At 66.5% G+C, this 20,169-nt stretch carries 20 protein-coding genes; 13 read left to right on the top strand and 7 right to left on the bottom strand.

The genetic code is table 11. The features are described 5' to 3' along the window. Window positions 1-90 precede the first annotated feature (90 nt). On the bottom strand, window positions 91-606 hold the full coding sequence (locus tag OHB26_RS12395; protein WP_330184319.1) for an EXLDI protein: 516 nt from the start codon (window positions 604-606) through the stop codon (window positions 91-93). Between the two features lie 226 nt (window positions 607-832). Here OHB26_RS12395 and OHB26_RS12390 point away from each other — a divergent pair, with 226 nt between their 5' ends. From OHB26_RS12390 to OHB26_RS12375, 4 genes are read left to right on the top strand one after another with little or no spacing between them, the layout of a single operon-like run. Next, window positions 833-2,545 (top strand): thiamine pyrophosphate-binding protein, encoded by a 1,713-nt coding sequence (locus OHB26_RS12390; protein WP_330184318.1) that lies wholly within the window; start codon window positions 833-835, stop codon window positions 2,543-2,545. Between the two features lie 2 nt (window positions 2,546-2,547). Next, window positions 2,548-3,207 (top strand): SRPBCC family protein, encoded by a 660-nt coding sequence (locus OHB26_RS12385; RefSeq protein WP_330184317.1) that lies wholly within the window; start codon window positions 2,548-2,550, stop codon window positions 3,205-3,207. Window positions 3,208-3,218: 11 nt separating this feature from the next. After that, window positions 3,219-4,262, top strand: a complete 1,044-nt coding sequence (locus tag OHB26_RS12380; protein WP_330184316.1) for a 3-oxoacyl-ACP synthase III family protein — start codon at window positions 3,219-3,221, stop codon at window positions 4,260-4,262. Further along, window positions 4,259-5,359: an aminotransferase class I/II-fold pyridoxal phosphate-dependent enzyme gene (locus OHB26_RS12375; RefSeq protein ID WP_330184315.1), complete on the top strand. Its 1,101-nt coding sequence runs from the start codon at window positions 4,259-4,261 to the stop codon at window positions 5,357-5,359. The genes OHB26_RS12380 and OHB26_RS12375 overlap by 4 nt, the downstream gene beginning before the upstream one ends. Here OHB26_RS12375 and OHB26_RS12370 read toward each other — a convergent pair. Then, entirely contained in the window at window positions 5,313-6,281 is a 969-nt protein-coding gene (locus tag OHB26_RS12370) for a bile acid:sodium symporter family protein (RefSeq protein WP_330184314.1), read from the bottom strand. The two genes, OHB26_RS12375 and OHB26_RS12370, sit on opposite strands and share 47 nt — an antisense overlap. 103 nt (window positions 6,282-6,384) lie before the next feature. Here OHB26_RS12370 and OHB26_RS12365 point away from each other — a divergent pair, with 103 nt between their 5' ends. From OHB26_RS12365 to OHB26_RS12340, 6 genes are all read left to right on the top strand, one after another. Continuing rightward, window positions 6,385-7,338, top strand: coding sequence for a TIGR04222 domain-containing membrane protein (locus OHB26_RS12365; protein ID WP_330184313.1), 954 nt, complete (start codon window positions 6,385-6,387; stop codon window positions 7,336-7,338). Then, window positions 7,335-8,348 (top strand): DUF692 domain-containing protein, encoded by a 1,014-nt coding sequence (locus OHB26_RS12360; protein ID WP_442942924.1) that lies wholly within the window; start codon window positions 7,335-7,337, stop codon window positions 8,346-8,348. Before OHB26_RS12365 ends, OHB26_RS12360 begins: the two co-directional genes overlap by 4 nt. Continuing rightward, entirely contained in the window at window positions 8,345-8,734 is a 390-nt protein-coding gene (locus OHB26_RS12355) for a hypothetical protein (protein WP_330184312.1), read from the top strand. The genes OHB26_RS12360 and OHB26_RS12355 overlap by 4 nt, the downstream gene beginning before the upstream one ends. 124 nt (window positions 8,735-8,858) lie before the next feature. Further along, window positions 8,859-9,155 carry a hypothetical protein gene (locus OHB26_RS12350; RefSeq protein WP_330184311.1) on the top strand — a complete coding sequence of 99 codons (297 nt, stop codon included), beginning with the start codon at window positions 8,859-8,861 and terminating at the stop codon, window positions 9,153-9,155. Then, window positions 9,106-9,630, top strand: coding sequence for a cupin domain-containing protein (locus OHB26_RS12345; RefSeq protein WP_330184310.1), 525 nt, complete (start codon window positions 9,106-9,108; stop codon window positions 9,628-9,630). Before OHB26_RS12350 ends, OHB26_RS12345 begins: the two co-directional genes overlap by 50 nt. A gap of 14 nt (window positions 9,631-9,644) precedes the next feature. Then, window positions 9,645-10,073, top strand: coding sequence for a GNAT family N-acetyltransferase (locus tag OHB26_RS12340; protein WP_330184309.1), 429 nt, complete (start codon window positions 9,645-9,647; stop codon window positions 10,071-10,073). A 19-nt stretch (window positions 10,074-10,092) separates the two neighbouring features. Here the strand turns inward: OHB26_RS12340 and OHB26_RS12335 are convergent, their stop codons facing one another. Next, window positions 10,093-10,488: an SdpI family protein gene (locus OHB26_RS12335; RefSeq protein ID WP_330184308.1), complete on the bottom strand. Its 396-nt coding sequence runs from the start codon at window positions 10,486-10,488 to the stop codon at window positions 10,093-10,095. Window positions 10,489-10,730: 242 nt separating this feature from the next. On the opposite strand from OHB26_RS12335, the gene leuS reads away from it, so the two are divergent. Then, window positions 10,731-13,607: a leucine--tRNA ligase gene (gene leuS, locus OHB26_RS12330; protein ID WP_330184307.1), complete on the top strand. Its 2,877-nt coding sequence runs from the start codon at window positions 10,731-10,733 to the stop codon at window positions 13,605-13,607. Here the strand turns inward: leuS and OHB26_RS12325 are convergent. Together OHB26_RS12325 and OHB26_RS12320 are read right to left on the bottom strand one after the other, a co-directional pair. Continuing rightward, window positions 13,567-13,887, bottom strand: coding sequence for a hypothetical protein (locus OHB26_RS12325; protein ID WP_330184306.1), 321 nt, complete (start codon window positions 13,885-13,887; stop codon window positions 13,567-13,569). The genes leuS and OHB26_RS12325 overlap by 41 nt on opposite strands. Before the next feature lie 153 nt (window positions 13,888-14,040). Next, the gene (locus OHB26_RS12320; protein ID WP_330184305.1) at window positions 14,041-14,745 is read right to left on the bottom strand and encodes an SDR family oxidoreductase; all 705 of its coding nucleotides are present in this window, start codon (window positions 14,743-14,745) and stop codon (window positions 14,041-14,043) included. A 236-nt stretch (window positions 14,746-14,981) separates the two neighbouring features. On the opposite strand from OHB26_RS12320, the gene ggh reads away from it, so the two are divergent. Both ggh and OHB26_RS12310 read left to right on the top strand, forming a co-directional pair. Continuing rightward, on the top strand, window positions 14,982-16,322 hold the full coding sequence (gene ggh, locus OHB26_RS12315; protein ID WP_330184304.1) for a glucosylglycerate hydrolase: 1,341 nt from the start codon (window positions 14,982-14,984) through the stop codon (window positions 16,320-16,322). A 168-nt stretch (window positions 16,323-16,490) separates the two neighbouring features. After that, the gene (locus tag OHB26_RS12310) at window positions 16,491-17,225 is read left to right on the top strand and encodes a glycoside hydrolase family 25 protein (RefSeq protein ID WP_442942922.1); all 735 of its coding nucleotides are present in this window, start codon (window positions 16,491-16,493) and stop codon (window positions 17,223-17,225) included. 39 nt (window positions 17,226-17,264) lie between these two features. Here OHB26_RS12310 and OHB26_RS12305 read toward each other — a convergent pair whose 3' ends face one another. Both OHB26_RS12305 and OHB26_RS12300 read right to left on the bottom strand, forming a co-directional pair. Next, entirely contained in the window at window positions 17,265-17,990 is a 726-nt protein-coding gene (locus tag OHB26_RS12305) for an amino acid ABC transporter ATP-binding protein (protein WP_330184303.1), read from the bottom strand. Then, complete coding sequence (locus tag OHB26_RS12300; RefSeq protein ID WP_330184302.1) at window positions 17,987-19,759, bottom strand: ABC transporter substrate-binding protein/permease; 1,773 nt, start codon at window positions 19,757-19,759, stop codon at window positions 17,987-17,989. Before OHB26_RS12300 ends, OHB26_RS12305 begins: the two co-directional genes overlap by 4 nt. Window positions 19,760-20,169: the final 410 nt, after the last annotated feature.

Genomic DNA, 20,169 nt, shown 5'->3' with positions numbered 1-20,169 from the left:
ATGCATGCGTAAGCTGGGCCGTGTCCGCCGAGGCTTGCGGACAAAGCGGGTTATTCAGTTGTGCCACAGTGCTTGTGGATCAGTTATCGGTCAGATGTCGAGCTCTTCGATACTCGAGTGATCGGCGGCGTCGAGCACACGGGCGTACAGCCGATCCGGGATCTTGCCCTGCATATCCTCGATCTTCTCGAAGACCTCGAAGTCGTAATCGCCCCAATCCTGTTCGCCCAAGCCGAGGAAGCGTCGCCACTGCTTCCAGTCCTTGAGCGGATTGGTATCGGCCGGGAATTCACTCCAGTTGGAGAAGTGGCTGTGCACCGCGAACGCGCCCTTGCGAGTGCGGTACACCCGAATGTCTTCGACACGATGGTCGCCGACCTGGTGCCAGTGGCTCAGCAGGGCGCCGGAGAAACGAATCTGCCGAGTGCCTTCCTTACCCACTTTGAGGACCACCTCTTCGTAGCCCTCGATGCGCCCCTCCTCGAGCTCGATGAAGCGGCGCAGCGCCGTCACGATCGCGCCCGACAGATTTCCCCCCACCAGCTCTTGCGCTCGCTGAAACAGCTTGAGGTCCTCATCGGATACGTAGATCGTCTTGTTCGGCATGAGCCAACTATACGTAGACGTATACATACATGGCAAGAGGGCGGGTGAAACTCTCTGAACTCTCAGGGGCTTCGCCCCCGAACCCCCTCGAAGAGGGTCCCGAATCTCGCGAGCGAGGTTCAGGAGCGGCGAAACGGGCAACCGGATTGAACCGGCTACAACCCACATACGTATCTCGGGTAACAGACTCGGGACTCCGGTGTCAGGCACCGAAGGGAGCCGCCTCATGCACAACGGAACACGGGTCGTGGATCACCTGGTCAGAGCGGTCTCCGAGGTGGGCGTGCGGCACATCTTCGGAGTGGACGGCGCGAATATCGAGGATCTCTACGACGCGGCCTTCGACCATCGGCATGCGATCACGGCGGTGGTCGCCAAACACGAGTTCTCCGCGGCCACCATGGCGGATGGGTACGCGCGATCCACCTCTGGCTTCGGGGTGGTGTGCGCGACCTCCGGCGGCGGGGCCGTGAATCTGGTGGCGGGGCTCGCCGAATCCTTCGCTTCGCGCGTCCCGGTGCTCGCGCTGGTCGGACAGCCACCGACCGTCCTGGAGGGCAAGGGCGCTTTTCAGGACACGAGCGGGCAGGCCGGATCCTTCGACGCCGTTCGGCTGTTCCGGCCGATCTCGCACTACTGTGCGCGTGTCGATGCCCCCGCCGACCTGCCCGTTCACCTCACCCGAGCCTTCCAGGCCCTGCGGCACGGCGGACCGGCGGTGTTGTTGCTGCCCAAGGATATTCAGCAGGCCGAGCTGATCGCGCCGAACTTCACCCCGCCCGCGCCGCTGTACCGCCGCGATACCGAGAGCCTGCGCCGGGTCCTGCACACCCTGCGTGCCGCGCGCGCCCTGGGCAAGGTGGTGATCATCGCCGGAGACCAGGTCGCTCGCGACGCCGCCCGTGGCGAACTGGCACAGTTGGCCACGGTGCTGGATGCCTCCGTGGGGGTCGCACCCGATGCCAAGGACGTCTACCACCACGACGATCCCGGCTACCGCGGTATCGCGGGCAGTATGGGTCATCCCGAACTCACCGATGCCCTGCACCGGGCCACGCTGTGCCTGCTGGTCGGCACCCGCATGCCGGTCACCGCGCGGGCCGGGTTGGAGGGTCCGCTGGCCGAAGTGCCCCTGGCCAGCATCGGGGCACAGGTTCCGTTCCTGACCGCCATCCACGCGCACAGCACCGATCTCGCGCTGACCTTGGCCGAGCTGATCGGCGAATTCACCGCTGCCACACCGATTCACCTGCACAACTCACGCGGCGAACCGGTGCTCAGTGAACCGGTGGGATCCGAAACCTCGCTCACCCCATTGCGAGTCCCGGCCTCGAATGGTCCGGGACTGCGCTACCGGGAAGTGGTCGAGACCATCAACGAGGCGCTGCCCGAGGGGTCGGACGTCTTCGCCGATGCCGGAAACACCGGTGCGGCAGTCGTGCATCATCTGCGACTGCCGCGCGCGGGCCGATTCACGGTCGCCCTGGGGATGGGCGGCATGGGTTATGCGTTCGGAGCCGGAATCGGCTCGTCGTTCGCGCGACACGAGCGCGCGGACGGGACCATGCGCCGCACCTTCGTCATCGCCGGTGACGGCGCGTTCTTCATGCACGGCATGGAGATTCACACCGCCATCGAACACAGCCTGCCGATCACCTTCATCGTCTTCAACAACAACGCACATGCCATGTGCATAACTCGCGAACAGCTGTACTACGGGGATAGGTACAGCTTCAACAGATTTCGACCGGCGTATCCGGGCGCCGGTCTGGCAGCCATGTTCCCGGATCTGTGCACACACGCACCCATCACCCGAGCCGAGCTCGCCGAATCACTTCGGCACTGCGTCGGCAGTCCCGGGCCGTCGTTCATCGCCATCGACTGCGATCCCGACGAAATCCCGCCCTTCACGCCGTTTTTGACGGCACCGAGGAGGTAATCGTGACCACCAGCGCCCTGCCAGCACTCAGCGACATCCCGGAGGGGGTGGTGCCCGGACTCCTGCGGATCGAGAACTCGGACCGCGAGGCCACCACCCCCGTCATTCTGGAGATGCTCCGCTCGGTGTATCCCCACGACCAGATCTTCGGTGACTACTGCCCGGTGCAGGGGTATATCGACTGCCCACCCCGGGACCTGTACGAATACCTCGCGGACACCAGGTCTTTGGAGGAGTGGACGTACAGTCTGCGCGGTTTCACCGAGACCGAGGAGCCGGGGCTGTGGGAATCGTATGACCGGCTGGGCCCCAATACGAAGATCTATACCCGCACCGTCGCCAATCCCGATGCCATGACCGTGGACTACCACTGCGCCTGGGATCAGGGCGAGCACCTGTGGATGGTCTATCTGATGCGGGTGGTCGACGCCCAGGTGGTGTTCGACAAGCCCGGATCGGTGGTGCTGTGGACGAACTGCCATCACCCGTTCTACGACCGTAATCCCTACCAGGACACCGCACCCGAGGGCCGCAAGGTCTGGGTGGGCGACTTCTGGGAGATGTTCTCCGCGGGGCATCAGCTGGAGCTGGACAATCTCAAGGCGATTGCCGAGTACCGCGCCTCGAACGGTTTGCCCATCACCCCCGACTGGATGAAATAGGTAGGCGCGCCATGGATTTCACGGACCCTCGTCTCACCTCCCCGCCCCCGGTCAGCCTGGTCGATGTGGCCAGTTATCTGCCGGGCGAGCCGGTCGGGACCGAATACTTCACGCAGTTCTCGCGCTCGGAGCGCATGGCCAAGAACGTCATGTTCCGCGCGCCCAAGGCCCGACATCATCGGGGCCGGGACGAGACCGTGGTCGATATGGCCGAGCGGGCCGTCGCCCCCCTCGTGGATCGCCATGGGACACAGCTACTTCCGAATATCGACATCCTGCTAACGCACACCCAGCTGCCGGACAATCCGGTGCTCGGCGCGGGCGGTGAACTGGCGCGGCGACTGAATATGAACCCGCACTACGTCTTCGATGTGCACAACGGCGGCTGCGCCGCCTTCGTACACATGATGTGGTTGGCGCGCACCATCATGCAGACCACCGACGCGCGCACCGCGCTGATCGTCGCCACCCAGAACTGCGCCGGTCCGGTCTTCACCCAGACCGAGATCCGCAAACTCGCCCAGGCGCCCGTGCCCGGGGACGGCTGCGGCGTCGGCTTGCTCGTCAAGGACGGCAGCGCGCCGATTCTCGATATCGAATGCCGCACCTACCCCGAATTCGCCGGGGATATGGAGTTCAGCACCGGGTCGGAGCGCAAATACTGGGAACCGGGCGAAGGCCAGGGCTGTGTGAGCTTCACCGAATCGAAGGTGGCCAAGGTGTTCGCGCGCGGGAACCGGCTGGTGCCGGAGGTGGCGCATGAGGTGTGCAAGCGCATCGGGGTGAAGAGCCAGGACATCGACACCCTGGTCACCAATCAGCCGAACCGGCTGTTCCTGCGAAATTGGCATGACGCGCTGGAGCTGCCCGCCGAACGGCATCCGGACACCTTCGACCAGTGCGGAAACCTGTTCGCCGCGGGCATTCCCGTCACCCTCGACACCGAGAACCAGGCGGGCCGACTCCGCAATGGTTCGGTGGTGCTCATGTCGGCCTTCGCACACGCGGGAGATTTCGCCGGCGCGGCCGCGGTGCGCTGGGGAGCGGCGAGATGAGTGCGCCGTTGGAGGCGTACCGCTTCGAAACGGTGCGCTTCGATCTGAGCCTCAGCGAGAATCCGTTCACACCACTGCCTTCGGTGCTGCGGGCCATCGATGACGCGCTGCTGCAGGCGAATCGGTATCCGGAGTTCCTGCCGCGGCAGCTGCCACTACTCATCGCCGAGCATCTCGGCGTGGATGCCGAACAGGTGGTGGTCGGCTCGGGTGCGACCGGGGTGGCCATGCAGATCATGCAGACCGTGCCCGCCCCCGGTACCCGATTCGTCTTCGCCACAACGACTTTCGACGGGTATCCGATCATGAGCGGTATGGTCGGGCTGCGCTCGCAGGCGGTGCCCCTGGACGGCCAGGGCCGCCAGGACCTGTGGGCCATGGCGCGGGCGGTGGATGAGCGCACCGGACTGGTGGCGGTATGCCGACCGCACAATCCGACCGGGACGGTGGTCGCGGCCAGTGAACTGAAGGCGTTCCTGTGCACGATCCCGGCGAGGGTGCCGGTCATTCTGGATGAGGCGTATATCGAATTCCTCGGTGCGGCGGACGGTCTCGATGCCGTGGAGCTGGTGCGACGGCATCCGAATGTGCTGGTGCTGCGCACCTTCTCGAAGGCGTACGGGCTCGCCGGACTGCGCATCGGCTACGCGTTCGGGGCTCCGGAGTTGATGCGGCGGGTGCGCCGACTGCAACTGCCGTTCGGTGTGCAGACCACCGCCGTGGCCGCGGTGCGCGCGTCATACGCGGCCGCGGCCGAGCTCGGCGAACGCATCCTGCGCATCACCACCGAACGGGAGATGTTGCGTACCGCCCTGCGCCGCAATGGTATTCGGGTGCCGCGCAGTAGCGCGAACTTCCTCTATCTACCCGGGCGCGAGGTGGCCCCGGCGCTGGCGCGCGCCGGAATCGTGGCCAAACGCTATCCGGACGGCAGCGCCCGCATAGCCGTCGGCGATCCGGCCGCCGGACGGGCGGTCCTGCACGCCCTGGCCGCCCGGCCCGCCAATGGCGCGCGCCCACTGCGCCGCGACGACAGCCGGGTGCTCTCCCTCACGGTGCGGTCCGAGCCCAGCGCTGTGCGAGCGCCGCACAGGTGATCAGCTGCACCTGGTGGAAGATCATGAGCGGCAGCACGATCAGGCCGATGGGGTGACCGGCGAACAGCACCGTCGCCATCGGCAGTCCCGTGGCCAGTGACTTCTTCGAACCACAGAACACCACCACGATCCGATCGCCGCGATCGAAGTGCCGGGCCCGGCCCAGCGCCGAGGTCACGGCGATCACGATCGCCAGCAGCACACAGCAGACCAGGCCCAGCAGCAGAATCCGCCACGGCGACATGGCATGCCAGATGCCCTCCACCATGCCCGCGCTGAAGGCGCTGTACACCACCAGCAGGATGGAGCCGCGGTCCACCAGCTTCGTCGGCTCGGCATAGCGGGCCAGGAAACCCTTCACCTTCGGCCGGATCAACTGGCCCAGGAAGAACGGGACCAGCAGCTGCAGCACGATATCGACGATCGAGGAGAGATCCACCCGGGTCTGACCGGTGGTGTTCATCAACAGGATCACCAGGGCCGGAGTCAGGAAGACGCCCAGCAGATTCGAGAGCGTCGCGCTCACGATCGCGCCCGCCACATTGCCCTTGGCGATCGAGGTGAAGGCGATCGAGGACTGCACCGTGGACGGCACCAGGCACAGGAACAGCAGACCGGTATACAGGTCCTCGGTCAGGATGTGCGGCACCAGCACCCGGGCCGCGACACCGAGAATCGGGAAGAGTACGAAGGTGCAGGCCAGCACGGTGGCATGCAGTCGCCAATGCTTGAGGCCGGTGATCGCCTCATGGGTGGACAGGCGTGCGCCGTAGAGCAGGAACAGCAATGCGATGGCAATTTTCGTCAGCCAGCCCACCACCTCGGCGGCCTCGCCTCGGGCCGGGAAGAGGCTGGCCAGAACGACCACGGCGAGAATCGACAGAATGAACCCGTCGATGTAGAACTTGCTGAGAAATCGCACCGAACCAGGCTAATCGCCCGATATTTCCGTTATTAACATCCCACCCGTGGGACGGCGATACTGGTGGTGATCGACTGTTCGAACGCACGGGGGTGGAGACGCCATGGTCCCTGGGACCGCACTGGCCGCGAGCCGGATCGCCGCCGATACCTGGGGTATCTCCGGCCCACAGTTCCTCGCCGGGTACGTACTGCTGGGACTGGCGGCGGCGGTATACGGGTTCACCCAGCGGGCCAGGATCATTCGCACCGACCACTCCCGGGCGCATCTGGCCACCGCCCTGTCGCCGGTCGAGACCGCCATGCTCTTCGACGATCGGCGGCCGGTGCTCGCCGGACTCGCCCAATTGCGCGGGCATCAACTCATCGACTCCACCGGTGCGCCCACACGCTCACCCAGCGGTACCGAACAGCAGAGCCTGGACCAGGTGTCGCGCAGCATGCACCGGTACATGGTCGGCGCCGATGCGCGCCACCGGCATGTCGGCCACCTCGCCCGCGCCAGCCGCGAATCGATCGCGGCGCTGCGCAATTCGCTCACCGATCGCGGCTACCTGATCGGTGGTGAACAGCGAAAGGCGCTGCTGCTGTCGGCGCTTCCGCTCTGGGCACTGCTGGTCTTCGGCATCGTCCGCATGTTCGCGGGTATCGCCAACCGGCACCCCATCGGATACCTGGCACTCGCCCTCGTAGTGGTGCTCAGCTGCGCGTTCCTGGTCCAGCGCGCACCCCGGCTGACCCGTCGCGGCCGCATCGCCAAACAGGAATCCATGCAGCGCAACGGCCACCTGCGCCCCAATAACGCCCCCGCCTACGCCGCCTACGGTCCGGATAGCGCCGCCATGGCCACCGCCCTGTTCGGCGCCATGGTGCTGTGGAGCCTCGACCCCGGATTGGCCGGCGCCACCGGCACTCTCGCCGCGGGCGGCGCCAGCGGCTCGGGCGGCAGCTGCTCCAGCTCCAGCTCCAACTGCTCGAGCGGCGACAGCGGCGGCGGCAGCAGTTGCAGTAGCGGCAGTTGTGGAAGCAGCTGCGGCGGCGGAGGTTGCGGCGGATGACGCCCACCGTCCGCACCGCCGATGAAACCGCGGATCGAGTGCGGCGACCCGAATCCAAGAATCCGCTGCCGGCCGGGGCGATCGGAGTCGGCTGGCGGCCCGAGATCTGCGGCATGATCGCGGCGCTGGACGGGATCGGATTCTGTGAGGTCATCGCGGAATCGCTGGCACCGCATGCTGGTTCGCGGCGCGGCGGCTGGTTCGGCGCGTTGCGCGTGCGGCGGCGCGCACCAGTCACGCCGGACCGGGGGCACGCGGCCGCGCGAAAGCGTCGGCGGCACAGCGCTATCGCGGTCCCGGAGGAGCTCGCGCTGCTCATAGCCGGTGGTATGGCGGCAGTGCCACACGGCATTTCACTGTCACTGGGCGGGGCGGAGGCGGTGGATCCCGATCGGGTCGCACTTCTGGCCGAGTGCGCGCGGGCGCTGGGATCGCCTTTGGTGAGCGAGCACATCGCCTTCGTACGCGCGGATGGGGTGGAGGCCGGGCATCTGCTGCCGGTGCCGCGCACGCGCGAGGCGTTGGATGTGCTGGCGCGCAATATCTCCCGCACCCAGGGTGAGCTGGACGTGCCCCTGGCCGTGGAGAATATCGCCGCACTGTTCGAATGGCCGGACGCGGAGTTCACCGAAGCGGAGTTCCTCCAGGAGTTGGTGGAGCGTACCGGCGTTCACCTTCTCATCGATATCGCGAACCTGTATGCCAACGCGCGGAACAGATCTCGTGATCCGCTCACCGAGTTACTGCGACTGCCGACCGAACGCCTCGCCTACTGCCATATCGCGGGCGGGCACGAGATGGGCGGCCGGTACCACGACACACATTCGCACCCGGTACCCGCCGAGGTGCTGGCACTGGTCGCCGAATTCACCGCGGATCGTCCGGTCCCGCTCATGCTCGAACGAGACGGAAACTATCCCCCCGCAGCGGAACTCGCGGCCGAATTGAATTCCATCGCCACCGCCTCCGGCCGCCCACCCATCCACCTGCGCCCCGCGCTCTCCGCATGAGCGACCGGGCCGTGAGCGGACGCGTCGCGGGTGAGGGGGCTCCGGGAGAATCCGCACCCAACCCATCCGGAAGACTCGCGGAACAGCAGGCGGCCCTGGTGCGCGCCCTGGTCGCGGGCGCTTCGGTGCCCGCGGGATTCGACGCGGCCGATATCTCCGCCACCGCGCACGCGTTGCTGCACAAGCGCGCGGACGAGGTGGCGCGGCGGTTTCCGCTACTGGCACATGCCTGCGGAGGTGACTTCACCGCGAAATTCATGGAGTGGGCGAGCAGTCGCCCCAAGAACTCGACGGCCGCCGACGCCGCGGCCTTCGCATCGGCGCTCGGACTGCCCGCACCGGCGCGCGGCTCACGAGATCCGCTGCGGCGCTGGCGAAATCGCTGAATCGGCACGGACATCGGTTCGGCGAGAACGCATGCGCCGGGTACCCCGGTCTCGACAGATGCATGGGTGCTAATGTCCGTACCTGTTTGCTGGATTGTCCTGTCCATCTCGGAAAGGGAGTTCCATGTCGCAGGTTCATGCCGCTCATAGCGGTCATGATCATGTTCACGGTCCAAGTTGCGGGCATGTAGCCGTTCCGCACGGCGACCATATCGACTATGTGCACGACGGCCATCTGCATCGCGAACACGACGGCCATTTCGACGAGTGCGAGCCCGCCGGGCATATCACCCATGACAGCCACGACCATGAGCACGGCCCGGCTTGCGGGCATGTCGCGGTGCCGCACGGCGATCACGTCGACTACATCCATGACGGCCACCGGCACGCGGCGCACGCCGGGCACTACGACGACCACTGACTCGCCGGAGGACGCGTGGGCGGTCGCGCTGTCGAGTCGGCCGCCACTGCGCGATCATTCGTCCATGGCATTCCTGGCACGAGATCCCGAGCGCGGCTTCCGGGCGAATCCGGCCCCGGCATTCGGTACCCGCAGCCGTGAACTGATCCGATTCACCTGCGCCGGTAGGGAATTCGTACTGCGTCAGACGATCATCGGTCCCGGCGGGCAGAGCGGCTGGCACTATCACGACGGGACACTGTTCGTCCTGGTCACCGGCGGTCCGCTATACCATCCGGGCACCGATTGCGTACCGGTCACCAAACGCCCGTGGCGGATCTTCCGCGAACCGAGCGGAAGCGCGCACGCGCACCTGGCCCGCAATCCCGGTGCGCGTCCGGTGCGGCTCACCGTGCTCTACCTGAATCCGGCCGGGAGTCCGCTCTCCCGGACCGTCCCCACCCCACCCTGTGCACAGGGTGACACCGCACGCTGAGGCATGCTGGCCGCATGATCGAGGTAGTCACCGTCAGCACCGAGCGGGACCTGGCCGACGCGTACGACATCCGGATGAAGGTGTTCGTCGCCGAACAGGGTGTACCGCAGGAGTTGGAGCTCGACGAACTGGACGCCATCGCCGATCACTTCCTCGCCCGGCTCGACGGACAACCCATGGGCGCGGGCCGACTGCTCGTGCGCGAGAACGTGGGCGTGCTCGGCCGCCTCGCGGTATTGCCGGAGTCGCGGGGCACCGGTGTGGGCGTGGCCTTGGTCCGGGCCATCGAGGAGCGTGCGCGTGAGCGTGGTCTCAGTGCGATCGAACTGCATTCGCAGACCCACGCCCGGGGCTTCTATGAGCGGCTCGGCTACGAGGCGTACGGCGAGATCGGCGATGACGCGGGCATCCCGCACATCTGGATGCGCAAAAGCCTCCGCTAGGAACGGATCGGTCGCGGAATCAGTTCGTGGCGGGCGCGCAGGTATCGCGCAGCGAGCAGGAACCGCAGGCGCTACCGCAGCCGCCGACCTCTTCGGCGGGGGCCGCGGCCTCGAGGGCCTTCTCGGCGGCGAGCGCACCCGCGCCGAGGGTGAAGAACGCGATGACCACGGCCGCCAGCGGGATCAGAATCCCGGCGATACCGCCGCCGACCAGCGCGACCGCCGCACCGGCGGCGAGCAGCAGTCCGGCCACGATGGTGGTCGGCGCGGCCACGCGATTGGCCAGCTTGAAGTTCTCTTCCGACTTCACCGCGGCCTCGGAGTGCACCCCGAAATAGCGGTTGCCGGGCAGCGTGCCGGTCAGTCCGAGCACTCCGGTGACCACGGCGACAGCCGACAGAACAAACAGAATCATCGCGACAACCAACACGGCGTTCAATTTACCTCCGCTCCGCTCCGGTAGGGCTCGCGGCCCTGGGTGTCCCGCCGCTTCCCTCCCTCCGCTCGGTCCGGAAGCGGGACGGCCGCGAACCTCGAATATTTCTCCCCGGTGCGTTGGTGCGCGAGGTCGTTACCCCTTTTGGGCGCAGCGGTGTGCACGCTTTACCCTGGTGAGCGACCTTATCGGGGATCGGCTAGGAATAAGAAGGCAGGACCGTGCAGGACACTCGTGCAACCGACACACCCACCGCGGCGGCGGGTGGGGCCAGCGATGTGCCCGCACACCGTTACAACGCCGAACTGGCGGGCCGGGTCGAACAGAAGTGGCAGCGGGCGTGGCAGGAGCGTGGCACCTTCCACGCGCCCAATCCGGTAGGCCCGCTGCGGGGCGAGACCCCCGCCGACAAACTGTTCGTGCAGGACATGTTCCCGTACCCGTCGGGTGCGGGCCTGCATGTGGGACATCCGCTGGGCTATATCGCCACCGATGTGTTCGCGCGCTTCCATCGCATGCGCGGCCGGAATGTGCTGCACGCCCTGGGTTATGACGCCTTCGGCCTGCCCGCCGAGCAGTACGCGGTGCAGACGGGTGCGCATCCGCGGGTGACCACCGAATCCAATATCGCGAATATGCAGCGTCAGCTGGATCGACTGGGCCTGGGCCACGATCGCCGCCGCTCCTTCGCGACCACCGATCCCGAGTACTACAAATGGACGCAGTGGATCTTCCTGCGCATTTACAACGCCTGGTACGACGCGGGTCAGGGTAAGGCCCGCCCGATCGCCGAGCTGATCACCGAATTCGAGAGCGGTAAGCGCGCCATCAATGGCGACGACCGCGCCTGGAGCGAGCTGACCCCGGCCGAGCGCAATGCCCTGGTCGACTCGTATCGCCTGGTGTACCAGACCGATTCGATGGTCAACTGGTGCCCGGGTCTGGGCACGGTGCTGTCCAATGAGGAGGTCACCGCCGACGGCCGCAGTGAGCGCGGCAATTTCCCGGTGTTCCGTAAGCGCCTGTGGCAGTGGATGATGCGGATCACCGCGTACTCCGATCGCCTGGTCGACGACCTGGACGAGCTGGACTGGCCGGACAATGTGAAGTCCATGCAGCGCAACTGGATCGGGCGTTCGCGCGGCGCGCAGGTCAAGTTCGAGGCGGGCTCGGACATCATCGAGGTCTTCACCACCCGCCCGGACACCCTGTTCGGCGCCACCTATGTGGTGCTGGCCCCCGAGCACGAGCTGGTCGACCGGCTGACCGAGTCGTCCTGGCCGTCCGGCACCGATGCCCGCTGGACCTTCGGCGGGGCAGACACTCCAGCGGAAGCCGTTGCCGCATACCGTAAGTCGATCGCGGCGAAGTCCGATCTGGAGCGGCAGGAGAGCAAGGAGAAGACCGGCGTCTTCCTGGGCTCGTACGCCACCAATCCGGTGAACGGCGCACGCGTGCCGATCTTCATCGCCGACTACGTGCTGAGTGGCTACGGCACCGGCGCGATCATGGCCGTCCCCGGTCACGATGCGCGCGACTGGGAGTTCGCCTCCGCCTTCGGCCTGCCGATCGTGGAAGTGGTCGCGGGCGGCGATGTCTCGGAGGCCGTGTACTCCGGCGAGGGCACCCTGGTGAACTCCGGCTATCTGGACGGTCTGGAGATCGACGCCGCCAAGGCGAAGGTCATCTCCGAGCTGGAGGCCAATGGCCACGGTAAGGGCACCATCCAGTACAAGCTGCGCGACTGGCTGTTCGCCCGCCAGCGTTACTGGGGCGAGCCCTTCCCCATCGTCTACGACGAGGACGGCGCGGCGCACGCGCTGCCGGAATCCATGCTGCCGGTACGACTGCCGGAGATCGAGGACTTCGCCCCGGTCACCTTCGATCCGGACGACGCCGACTCCGAGCCGTCCCCGCCGCTGGCCAAGGCCACCGACTGGGTGCATGTCACGCTGGATCTGGGTGACGGCCCCAAGCGGTACCGCCGCGATACCAATGTCATGCCCAACTGGGCGGGCAGCTCCTGGTACCAGCTGCGCTACGCGGACCCCACCAACTCGGAGGCGTTCTGCGCCAAGGAGAACGAGCAGTACTGGCTGGGTCCGCGCACCGCCGAGCACGGTCCGCGGGATCCGGGCGGTGTCGATCTGTACATCGGCGGTGTGGAGCACGCCGTACTGCACCTGCTGTACGCGCGCTTCTGGCAGAAGGTGCTGTTCGATCTGGGCGATGTGTCCTCGAGCGAGCCGTACCGCCGCCTGTTCAACCAGGGCTATATCCAGGGCTTCGCCTACACCGATGAGCGTGGCGCGTACGTGCCCGCCGCCGAGATCGTGGAGCGGGGCGGAAAGTTCTTCTGGACCAACACGTCCGGTGTGGAGATCGAGGTCTTCCAGGAGTACGGCAAGATCGGCAAATCGCTGAAGAACGCCGTCTCCCCGGACGAGATGTACGAGGCGTACGGCGCGGACACCTTCCGCTTCTACGAGATGTCCATGGGCCCGCTGGATGCCTCACGCCCCTGGTCCACCAAGGATGTGGTGGGCGCGCAGCGCTTCCTGCAGCGGGTATGGCGACTGGTGGTGGATGAGGAGACCGGCGCCATCCGGGTCACCGACGCCGAACCCTCGGGCGAGGCACTGCGCCTGGTGCACAAGACGATCGCCGGTGTGGACGACGACTACGCCAACCTGCGGGACAATACCGCCGGGGCGAAGCTGATCGAGCTGACCAACTATCTGACCAAGAACTTCGGCGACGGCGCACCGCGCGCCCTGGTCGAGCCCCTGGTCCTGATGCTGGCCCCGATGTCCCCGCATATCGCCGAGGAGCTGTGGGAACGCCTGGGCCACACCGCATCCCTGGCGCACGGCCCGTTCCCGGCCGCGGATCCCGCACTGCTGGTGGAGGATTCGGTCGAGTACCCGATCCAGGTGAACGGTAAGGTCCGCAGCCGCGTCAGCGTCCCGGCCGCCGCCGATCAGGCCGCGGTACAGGCCGCCGCCCTGGCGGACGAGAAGATCGCGGAGCTGTTGGGCGGCAAGGAACCTCGCAAGATCATCGTGGTTCCCGGCCGCCTGGTGAATATCGTCGCCTGACACCCCACTCCGTCATCCCGGCATGCTCGTGGCCGGGATGACGGAGCGGGTTGGGTGACGCCATACTGTTTCCGTCACCGGGCAGCGCGCTGATGGTGCCCGGGCCGATGGCGGCGCGCGGTGCGATCGGCGGAAGTGTCGCTCCGGGAAGTAGATTCGGCGGCAGCAGACCGCCGGATGATCCGGCGCCGAAGGGGAAGTCGGCGCGCGCCTCGCCCGATCCGAGCAGGGTGCCAGCGGTGGCCGCCGCGAGCCGAGTCAGCAGCCGTCGTCTGTCCATCGGGTTCGATCGCTCCGAATTTCGGTTCCGCATGCGGAATCACTTCACCCCGCGCCAGTTTCGGGCGGCTCATCCGGTTATATCGACCGCGATGAACTGGACACCAATTCCGCGCGAAACGATCGAAATTCGAAAGAAACGTTAAGGCTGCTCTCAGCGTGGGATCGGCCGCAATACGATCTCGGTGGGATGCGCGTCGCGCGGGGTCTCGATCGCATTGCGCACCGTCCACGCCACCGTCTCGGGCGTGAGGAATTCGCTCGGCTGGTATTCGCGGCGCTCCCCCGCGACCAGCTCACGCTGCATATCGGTATCGATGCGGCCCGGATGCACCGAAGTCACCCGCAGATCCGGCTCCTCCAGGCGCAGGGCGTCACCGAAGGCGCGCAGTGCGAATTTACTGGCCGCGTAGACACCCCAGCCGGGATTGGCGCGCAGTCCGGCGCCGGAGTTGATCAGCACCACGTGCCCGTGCGCTTCGCGCAGCGCGGGCAGCAGCACCCGGGTCAGCTCCGATACCGCTATCAGGTTGGCTTCCAACGTATTCCGCCACTGCGCAACGGACGAATCGGCTATTGTTCCCAGGTCGGCGACCCCGGCATTGTGCACCAGAACATCCAGCCGCTCGATCGACTCGGCCGCGGCGGCCACGGCGTCGTAGTCGGTCAGCTGCACCGGCCACCCTGTGGCATCCGGCAATTCCCGCAGTATCGGTTCCAGGGCCTCCGGCGTGCGCGCACCCAGCAGCAGCCGGTGCGTGGGCGCGAGCGCGCGGGCGATGGCGGCGCCGAGCCCCCGGCTCGCTCCGGTGATCAACGCGGTAGGACGGTCACTGCCGGACTTCGCGGAATTCGCCATGCCATCACCGTAACCGGGCGCGCGGCGCCGACGATGCGTTGGCTAGGCACAGAGGGCTCAAACACACGCGCGTTCGAAAATGTGAAAAGGCGTACACAGTGCAATTCGACGAACCGGCGTCCTCGGCAGGCACAGCGTCGTACGGGGAGGTGGACATAACGCCCATAGCGCCGCCCGACGATCCGACAGCGGACGGACATCGCGCATACCTGCGGGTTCCGTCGCAGAATAGGGCGATGACGCACTCGGGTTTCACGCCTACCCAGCTCGCGGCCCGCGCCGCCTACCTGCTGCGCGGCAATGACCTGGGGTCCATGACCACGGCCGCGCCCAGGCTGTATCCACATATGTGGAGTTGGGACGCCGCCTTCGTCGCGGTCGGACTGGCCCCGCTGAGTGTCGAGCGCGCCGTGCTGGAGATGGACACCCTGCTGTCGGCGCAGTGGCGCAACGGGATGATCCCGCACATCGTCTTCGCCAATGGCGTGGACGGATACTTCCCGGGGCCGAGCCGCTGGGAATGCCGACGCCTGGCCGCGGACGCACCGGACGGTCCCGATACCTCCGGCATCACCCAGCCGCCCGTACACGCCATTGCGGTGCAACGGATTCTGGATCATTCCCGGCGGCACGGGCGCAGCACCCGCGCCACCGCCGAGGAGTTCCTGCAACGGCGCTGGCCGGATCTGATGCGGTGGCATCGCTGGCTCGCCTATGCGCGAGATCCCAAGCAGCACGGGCGAATTACGCTGTATCACGGATGGGAATCCGGAATGGACAATTCGCCACGATGGGATCGCGCCTACGCCAATGTGATTCCGGGACCGGATCTTCCGCCCTATCAGCGCGAGGATCTCCAGGTGGTCGGCGACCCGACCCAGCGGCCCAGCGATCGCGAATACGACCGGTACATGTGGCTGGTCGAGCAGATGCGACGCTCCGGCTACGACGATTATCAACTGGCCTCGACAATGAGCTTCGCCGTCGAGGATGTGTTCGTCACCGCCATTTTCGCGCTCGCCTGCGATGTGCTGGCCAATATCGGCGAGGACTATAAACAGCCCAACGCCGATGTGCGCGAATTGTACGAATGGGCCGACTACTTCCGGTCGGGCGTGGTCGGCACCACCGATCCGCGCACCGGGGTGGCCCGCGATTTCGATGTGCGCGCGGACAAGTGGATCGAGACCGAGACCCTCGCCTCGTTCGCGCCGCTGCTCTGCGGTGGGCTGCCGCGCGATGCGGAACGCCGACTGCTGCGCCTGTTCGAGGGACCGCGCTGGTGCGGGCATCCGGATCTGCGGTACGCGCTGCCGCCCTCGACCTCGCCGGTGGCCAAGGACTTCCGGCCGCGCGAATACTGGCGCGGACCGGTGTGGCCGGTGATGAGTTGGTTGTTCTCCTGGGTGTTCGCGCGGCGCGGATGGGCCGAGCGGTCGTTCATGCTGCGCGCGGAGGGGTTGCGGCAGGCCAGCGACGGGAGCTTCGCGGAGTACTACGAACCGTTCACGGGGGAACCGCTGGGGAGTATGCAGCAGAGTTGGACCGCCGCTTCGGTGCTGGACTGGCTGGGCTGATCCGCCCCGCATGGTGGACTGTTCAGCGCCGTCATCCCGGCGTGCTTTTGGCCGGGATCCACGGTGCTCGGTAGATCCCGCCGAAATAGCGGTGATTCAGCTAACACTTGGACAACATACGGGCGCGTCCTTGGCCAAGGCGAATAAGCCCACATAGCGTCCCCTTGCATGGTTCGACGAAAGAAGCTGGGACTGGCCGCTTTCGCGGTGGCCAGCATTCTCACGGCAATGTCGACCGCCCCCGCGGCGGCCGATGCGGGCGGGCCGGATGTCTCGTCCTGGCAGCACCTCGACGGCCGCATGATCAACTGGTTCGAGGTGCGCGCCTCCGGCAATCACTTCGCCATGGTCAAGGCCACCGAGGGTGTCAACTATGTGAACCCGTACTTCGTCCCGGACAGTCTGCTCATGCGGGCGGCGGGCGTGGCGCGCGGCACCTACCACTACGCGCGGCCGAATCTGCTGCCCGAGGCACAGGCCGCGCTGTACGCCGCCACCGTGCTGGGCCAGAACGGACCCCTGGACCTGCCGCCCGTCCTGGATCTGGAGGATTCGGGCGGGCTACCCGCACCGGCGCTCATCGACTGGACGCACCGGTATCTGAATACGGTGCAGGCGTTGACCGGTCGCGTGCCGATCATCTACACCTATCCGCGTTTCTGGCAGACGGCCATGGCCGACAGCGATGAATTCACCAGGTACCCACTGTGGATCGCGGACTATCGCGGCAATGACGGTCCCGAGGTTCCCGGTGGCTGGCCCGCGTGGACGTTCTGGCAGTACACCGACTCCGGGAGTGTGCCGGGTATCGCCGGGGGCACCGATCTGAACGTATACAGCGGTGCCCAAGGCGATTTCGGCCGCTTCGCGAATATGCCCAGCTTGGGCAGCAGCGGTAGCTGAACCTGTGGATCCCGGCCAAAAGCATGCCGGGATGACGGGCTACAGGACCTGCGACAGGAACTGCTGAAGTCGCGGGGTCTCCGGCTTGTCGAAAAGCGCCTCCGGCGTGCCGGTTTCGACGACCCTACCGTGATCCATGAACACCACCCGATCCGATACCGAACGGGCGAAACCCATTTCGTGCGTCACCACGATCATGGACATACCGCCCTTCGCCAACTCGGCCATGAGCGCCAGCACGCCCTTGACCAGCTCCGGGTCCAGCGCCGAGGTGGCCTCGTCGAAGAACATGAGCTGCGGCTTCATGGCCAGCGCGCGGGCGATGGCGACACGCTGCTGCTGACCGCCGGAGAGGTTCGCGGGCCGGGCATCGGCCTTGTCCGCCAGCCCTACCGCCTCCAACTGCTCCAGCGCGAGGGTGCGCGACTGCTCTTTGGAGAGCCCGTGCAGCTTCCGCGGCCCGAGCGCCACATTCTCGGCAACGGTCTTGTGCGGGAACAGATTGAAGTGCTGGAAAACCATGCCGATACGCCGGCGCAGCTGATCCGGATCATCGGTCAGCACGGATTTGCCGTCGACCAGGATGTCGCCCCGGCTCGGCTCGTGCAGGCGGTTCAGCACGCGTAGCAGGGTCGACTTACCCGAACCCGAGGGTCCGATGACCGTGGTGGTCTTACCCGCGTCCACATGGATGTCCACACCGCGCAGCACCTCGTTACCGCCGAGGGTCACATGCAGTCCGGTACCGGTGAGAGAGGCACTCATGCTCCACGCCCTTCCGTGATCACGGCCTGCTCGACCGGTTCGATCGCCTTCTCGGCGCGGCCGGTACGCAGGCGGCCGTCGATGTAGTTCACCAGGTGCGTGAGCGGGACGGTCAGCACCAGGTACATCAGGCCCGCGGCGACCAGCGGTGAGAGATTTCCGGTCTGCGCGTTCAGATCCCGGCCCACCGCGAACAACTCGCGTTGCGTGGCGAGCAAGCCCAGGAAGTAAATGAGCGACGAGTCCTTGATGAGCGCGATGAACTGGTTCATGAGCGCGGGCAGCACCCGGCGCACACCCTGTGGAATCACCACCAGCGTCATGGCCTGCCGGTAGCCGAAACCGATGGCGCGCGCCGCCTCCAGCTGCCCCGGCTCCACCGATTGGATTCCCGAGCGGAAGATCTCACCGATATAGGCCGAGGACAGCAGCGCCAGCGCGACCACACCCAGCCAGTACGGATTGTTGCCGGTCACGTTCTTAACCACCGGACCGATGCCGAGGCCGATGATCAGAATGATCACCACCGCGGGCAGGCCGCGGAAGATATCGGTGTAGATCCGGGCGGGCCAGCGCAGCCAACGGGTGCGGGAGATGCCCGCCACCGCGAGCAGCATGCCGATCACCGTGCCGAGGGCACCCGAAACCAGTGCCAGGACAAGGGTATTGGGCAGACCGGTCTTGATCAGATCAGGAAAAGCCTTGCGGTACAGCGACCAGTCGAAGAACGTATCCTTCAGCTGCGCGAGCGTGGATTTCGGCTGGGCCACGGGCTGACCGGCCTTGTCGTTCGCATGCTCGGCCGCGATCCTGTCGAAATCGGGGAGCTGCGGCGGCGCAACGGCTTTGGAGCCCGGCTTCCAACCCGGCGGCAGCTCGCGCGGCACCCAGTCCGCATAGAGCTTCGCATAGGTGCCGTCGGTGATCACCGCGTCCAGACCGGCATTGAGCGCATCGGTGAGCGGCTGATTGTCCTTGCGCACCGCCCAGCCGGTGAAGTTGTTGAGGCTGAAGGTGTTCTGCACGATCGAGGTCGGATCACCCGATTTGATCGCACCGATGGCCTGCTGCGACGGGGCCACCCAGGCATCGATCTGCCCGGTCTTCAAATTCGCGTACGCGGTGTTGTAATCCGGGAACTTCACCGGATCCAGATGCAGTTCGTTCACCACGTACTCGTCCTGCACGGTGCCCTGCACCACGCCGATCCGGGTGCCGCGGTTCAGATCCGAGAAACCCTTGATGGCACTGCCATTCGGGGCGACCAGGGAGAAGTAGCCGAAATCGTAGCCATTGGTGAAGCCGACCAGTTTGCGCCGCGCATCGGTGGTGGTGATGCTCGACGACGCGGCATCGAAGCGGCCATTGGCCACCTGCGCCAGCAGACCCGCGAAATCGGTGCCGGTGAACTCCACCTGCAGGCCGATCTTGGCGGCGGCCGCGCGCAGCAGTTCATTGTCGAAACCGGTGAAGGTGCCCCGCGAATTCAGGCAGATGCTCGGCGGGGCGTCCGAGAGCGTGCCGACGCTGAGCTTGCCCGGGGTGAGCAGGCCCAGCTTGGTCACATCGATGCGATCGAGCGGTTCGGTGGTCGCCGTCGTGTACTTGTCCGCGGTCGGCGTCGCCGGACCCGTCGCCAGATTCTTCGGCGCGGCGCTGGCCGCGGCCAAGCCCGGTGGCGAGCAGAGATCACCGCTGTTCGGTGCGGCCGAGCCGAACCCGGCACCCAGGGTGACCGCACCCAGGGTGACCAGCAACACCCCCGCCATCGACAGCATGCGAGGTCGACGGCCGTACCGTCGGGACCTGGCCGTGCGCAAGCAAACCATGACAAAACACCCTAGTGGGATGGCTGTGTCTAACTGCCTCCGCTCCGCTACGGCGGTTCGCGGCCCTGTGACCCCGCTTCTTCCCTCGCTGCGCTCCTCCGCTTCGCTCCCCCGCTCCACTCAGTCCAGAAGCGGGGGCGGGCCGCGAACTTGGCACGTTTGGTGAGGGCGCGCGGGGTGGCGAGGTTCGAAATCAGGCGATGGCGGGGACGGGCTCCGGTGTGTCTAACTGCCTCCGCTCCGCTCCGGCGGTTCGCGGCCCTGTGACCCCGCTTCTTCCCTCGCTGCGCTCCTCCGCTTCGCTCCCCCGCTCCACTCAGTCCAGAAGCGGGGGCGGGCCGCGAACTTGG

The organism is Nocardia sp. NBC_01503 (assembly GCF_036327755.1).
Lineage (GTDB): Bacteria > Actinomycetota > Actinomycetes > Mycobacteriales > Mycobacteriaceae > Nocardia.
Note: the sequence above shows the minus strand (reverse complement) of the source record. Positions and strands in the feature narration are given on the sequence as shown.

Coding starts and splice junctions, on each gene's coding strand:
- OHB26_RS12395 (WP_330184319.1), bottom strand. CDS start 606: ATGCCGAACAAGACGATCTACGTATCCGATGAGGACCTCAAGCTGTTT.
- OHB26_RS12390 (WP_330184318.1), top strand. CDS start 833: ATGCACAACGGAACACGGGTCGTGGATCACCTGGTCAGAGCGGTCTCC.
- OHB26_RS12380 (WP_330184316.1), top strand. CDS start 3,219: ATGGATTTCACGGACCCTCGTCTCACCTCCCCGCCCCCGGTCAGCCTG.
- OHB26_RS12375 (WP_330184315.1), top strand. CDS start 4,259: ATGAGTGCGCCGTTGGAGGCGTACCGCTTCGAAACGGTGCGCTTCGAT.
- OHB26_RS12365 (WP_330184313.1), top strand. CDS start 6,385: ATGGTCCCTGGGACCGCACTGGCCGCGAGCCGGATCGCCGCCGATACC.
- OHB26_RS12360 (WP_442942924.1), top strand. CDS start 7,335: ATGACGCCCACCGTCCGCACCGCCGATGAAACCGCGGATCGAGTGCGG.
- OHB26_RS12355 (WP_330184312.1), top strand. CDS start 8,345: ATGAGCGACCGGGCCGTGAGCGGACGCGTCGCGGGTGAGGGGGCTCCG.
- OHB26_RS12350 (WP_330184311.1), top strand. CDS start 8,859: ATGTCGCAGGTTCATGCCGCTCATAGCGGTCATGATCATGTTCACGGT.
- OHB26_RS12345 (WP_330184310.1), top strand. CDS start 9,106: ATGACGGCCACCGGCACGCGGCGCACGCCGGGCACTACGACGACCACT.
- OHB26_RS12340 (WP_330184309.1), top strand. CDS start 9,645: ATGATCGAGGTAGTCACCGTCAGCACCGAGCGGGACCTGGCCGACGCG.
- OHB26_RS12335 (WP_330184308.1), bottom strand. CDS start 10,488: ATGATTCTGTTTGTTCTGTCGGCTGTCGCCGTGGTCACCGGAGTGCTC.
- OHB26_RS12325 (WP_330184306.1), bottom strand. CDS start 13,887: ATGGACAGACGACGGCTGCTGACTCGGCTCGCGGCGGCCACCGCTGGC.
- OHB26_RS12320 (WP_330184305.1), bottom strand. CDS start 14,745: ATGGCGAATTCCGCGAAGTCCGGCAGTGACCGTCCTACCGCGTTGATC.
- ggh (WP_330184304.1), top strand. CDS start 14,982: ATGACGCACTCGGGTTTCACGCCTACCCAGCTCGCGGCCCGCGCCGCC.
- OHB26_RS12310 (WP_442942922.1), top strand. CDS start 16,491: ATGGTTCGACGAAAGAAGCTGGGACTGGCCGCTTTCGCGGTGGCCAGC.
- OHB26_RS12305 (WP_330184303.1), bottom strand. CDS start 17,990: ATGAGTGCCTCTCTCACCGGTACCGGACTGCATGTGACCCTCGGCGGT.
- OHB26_RS12300 (WP_330184302.1), bottom strand. CDS start 19,759: ATGGCGGGGGTGTTGCTGGTCACCCTGGGTGCGGTCACCCTGGGTGCC.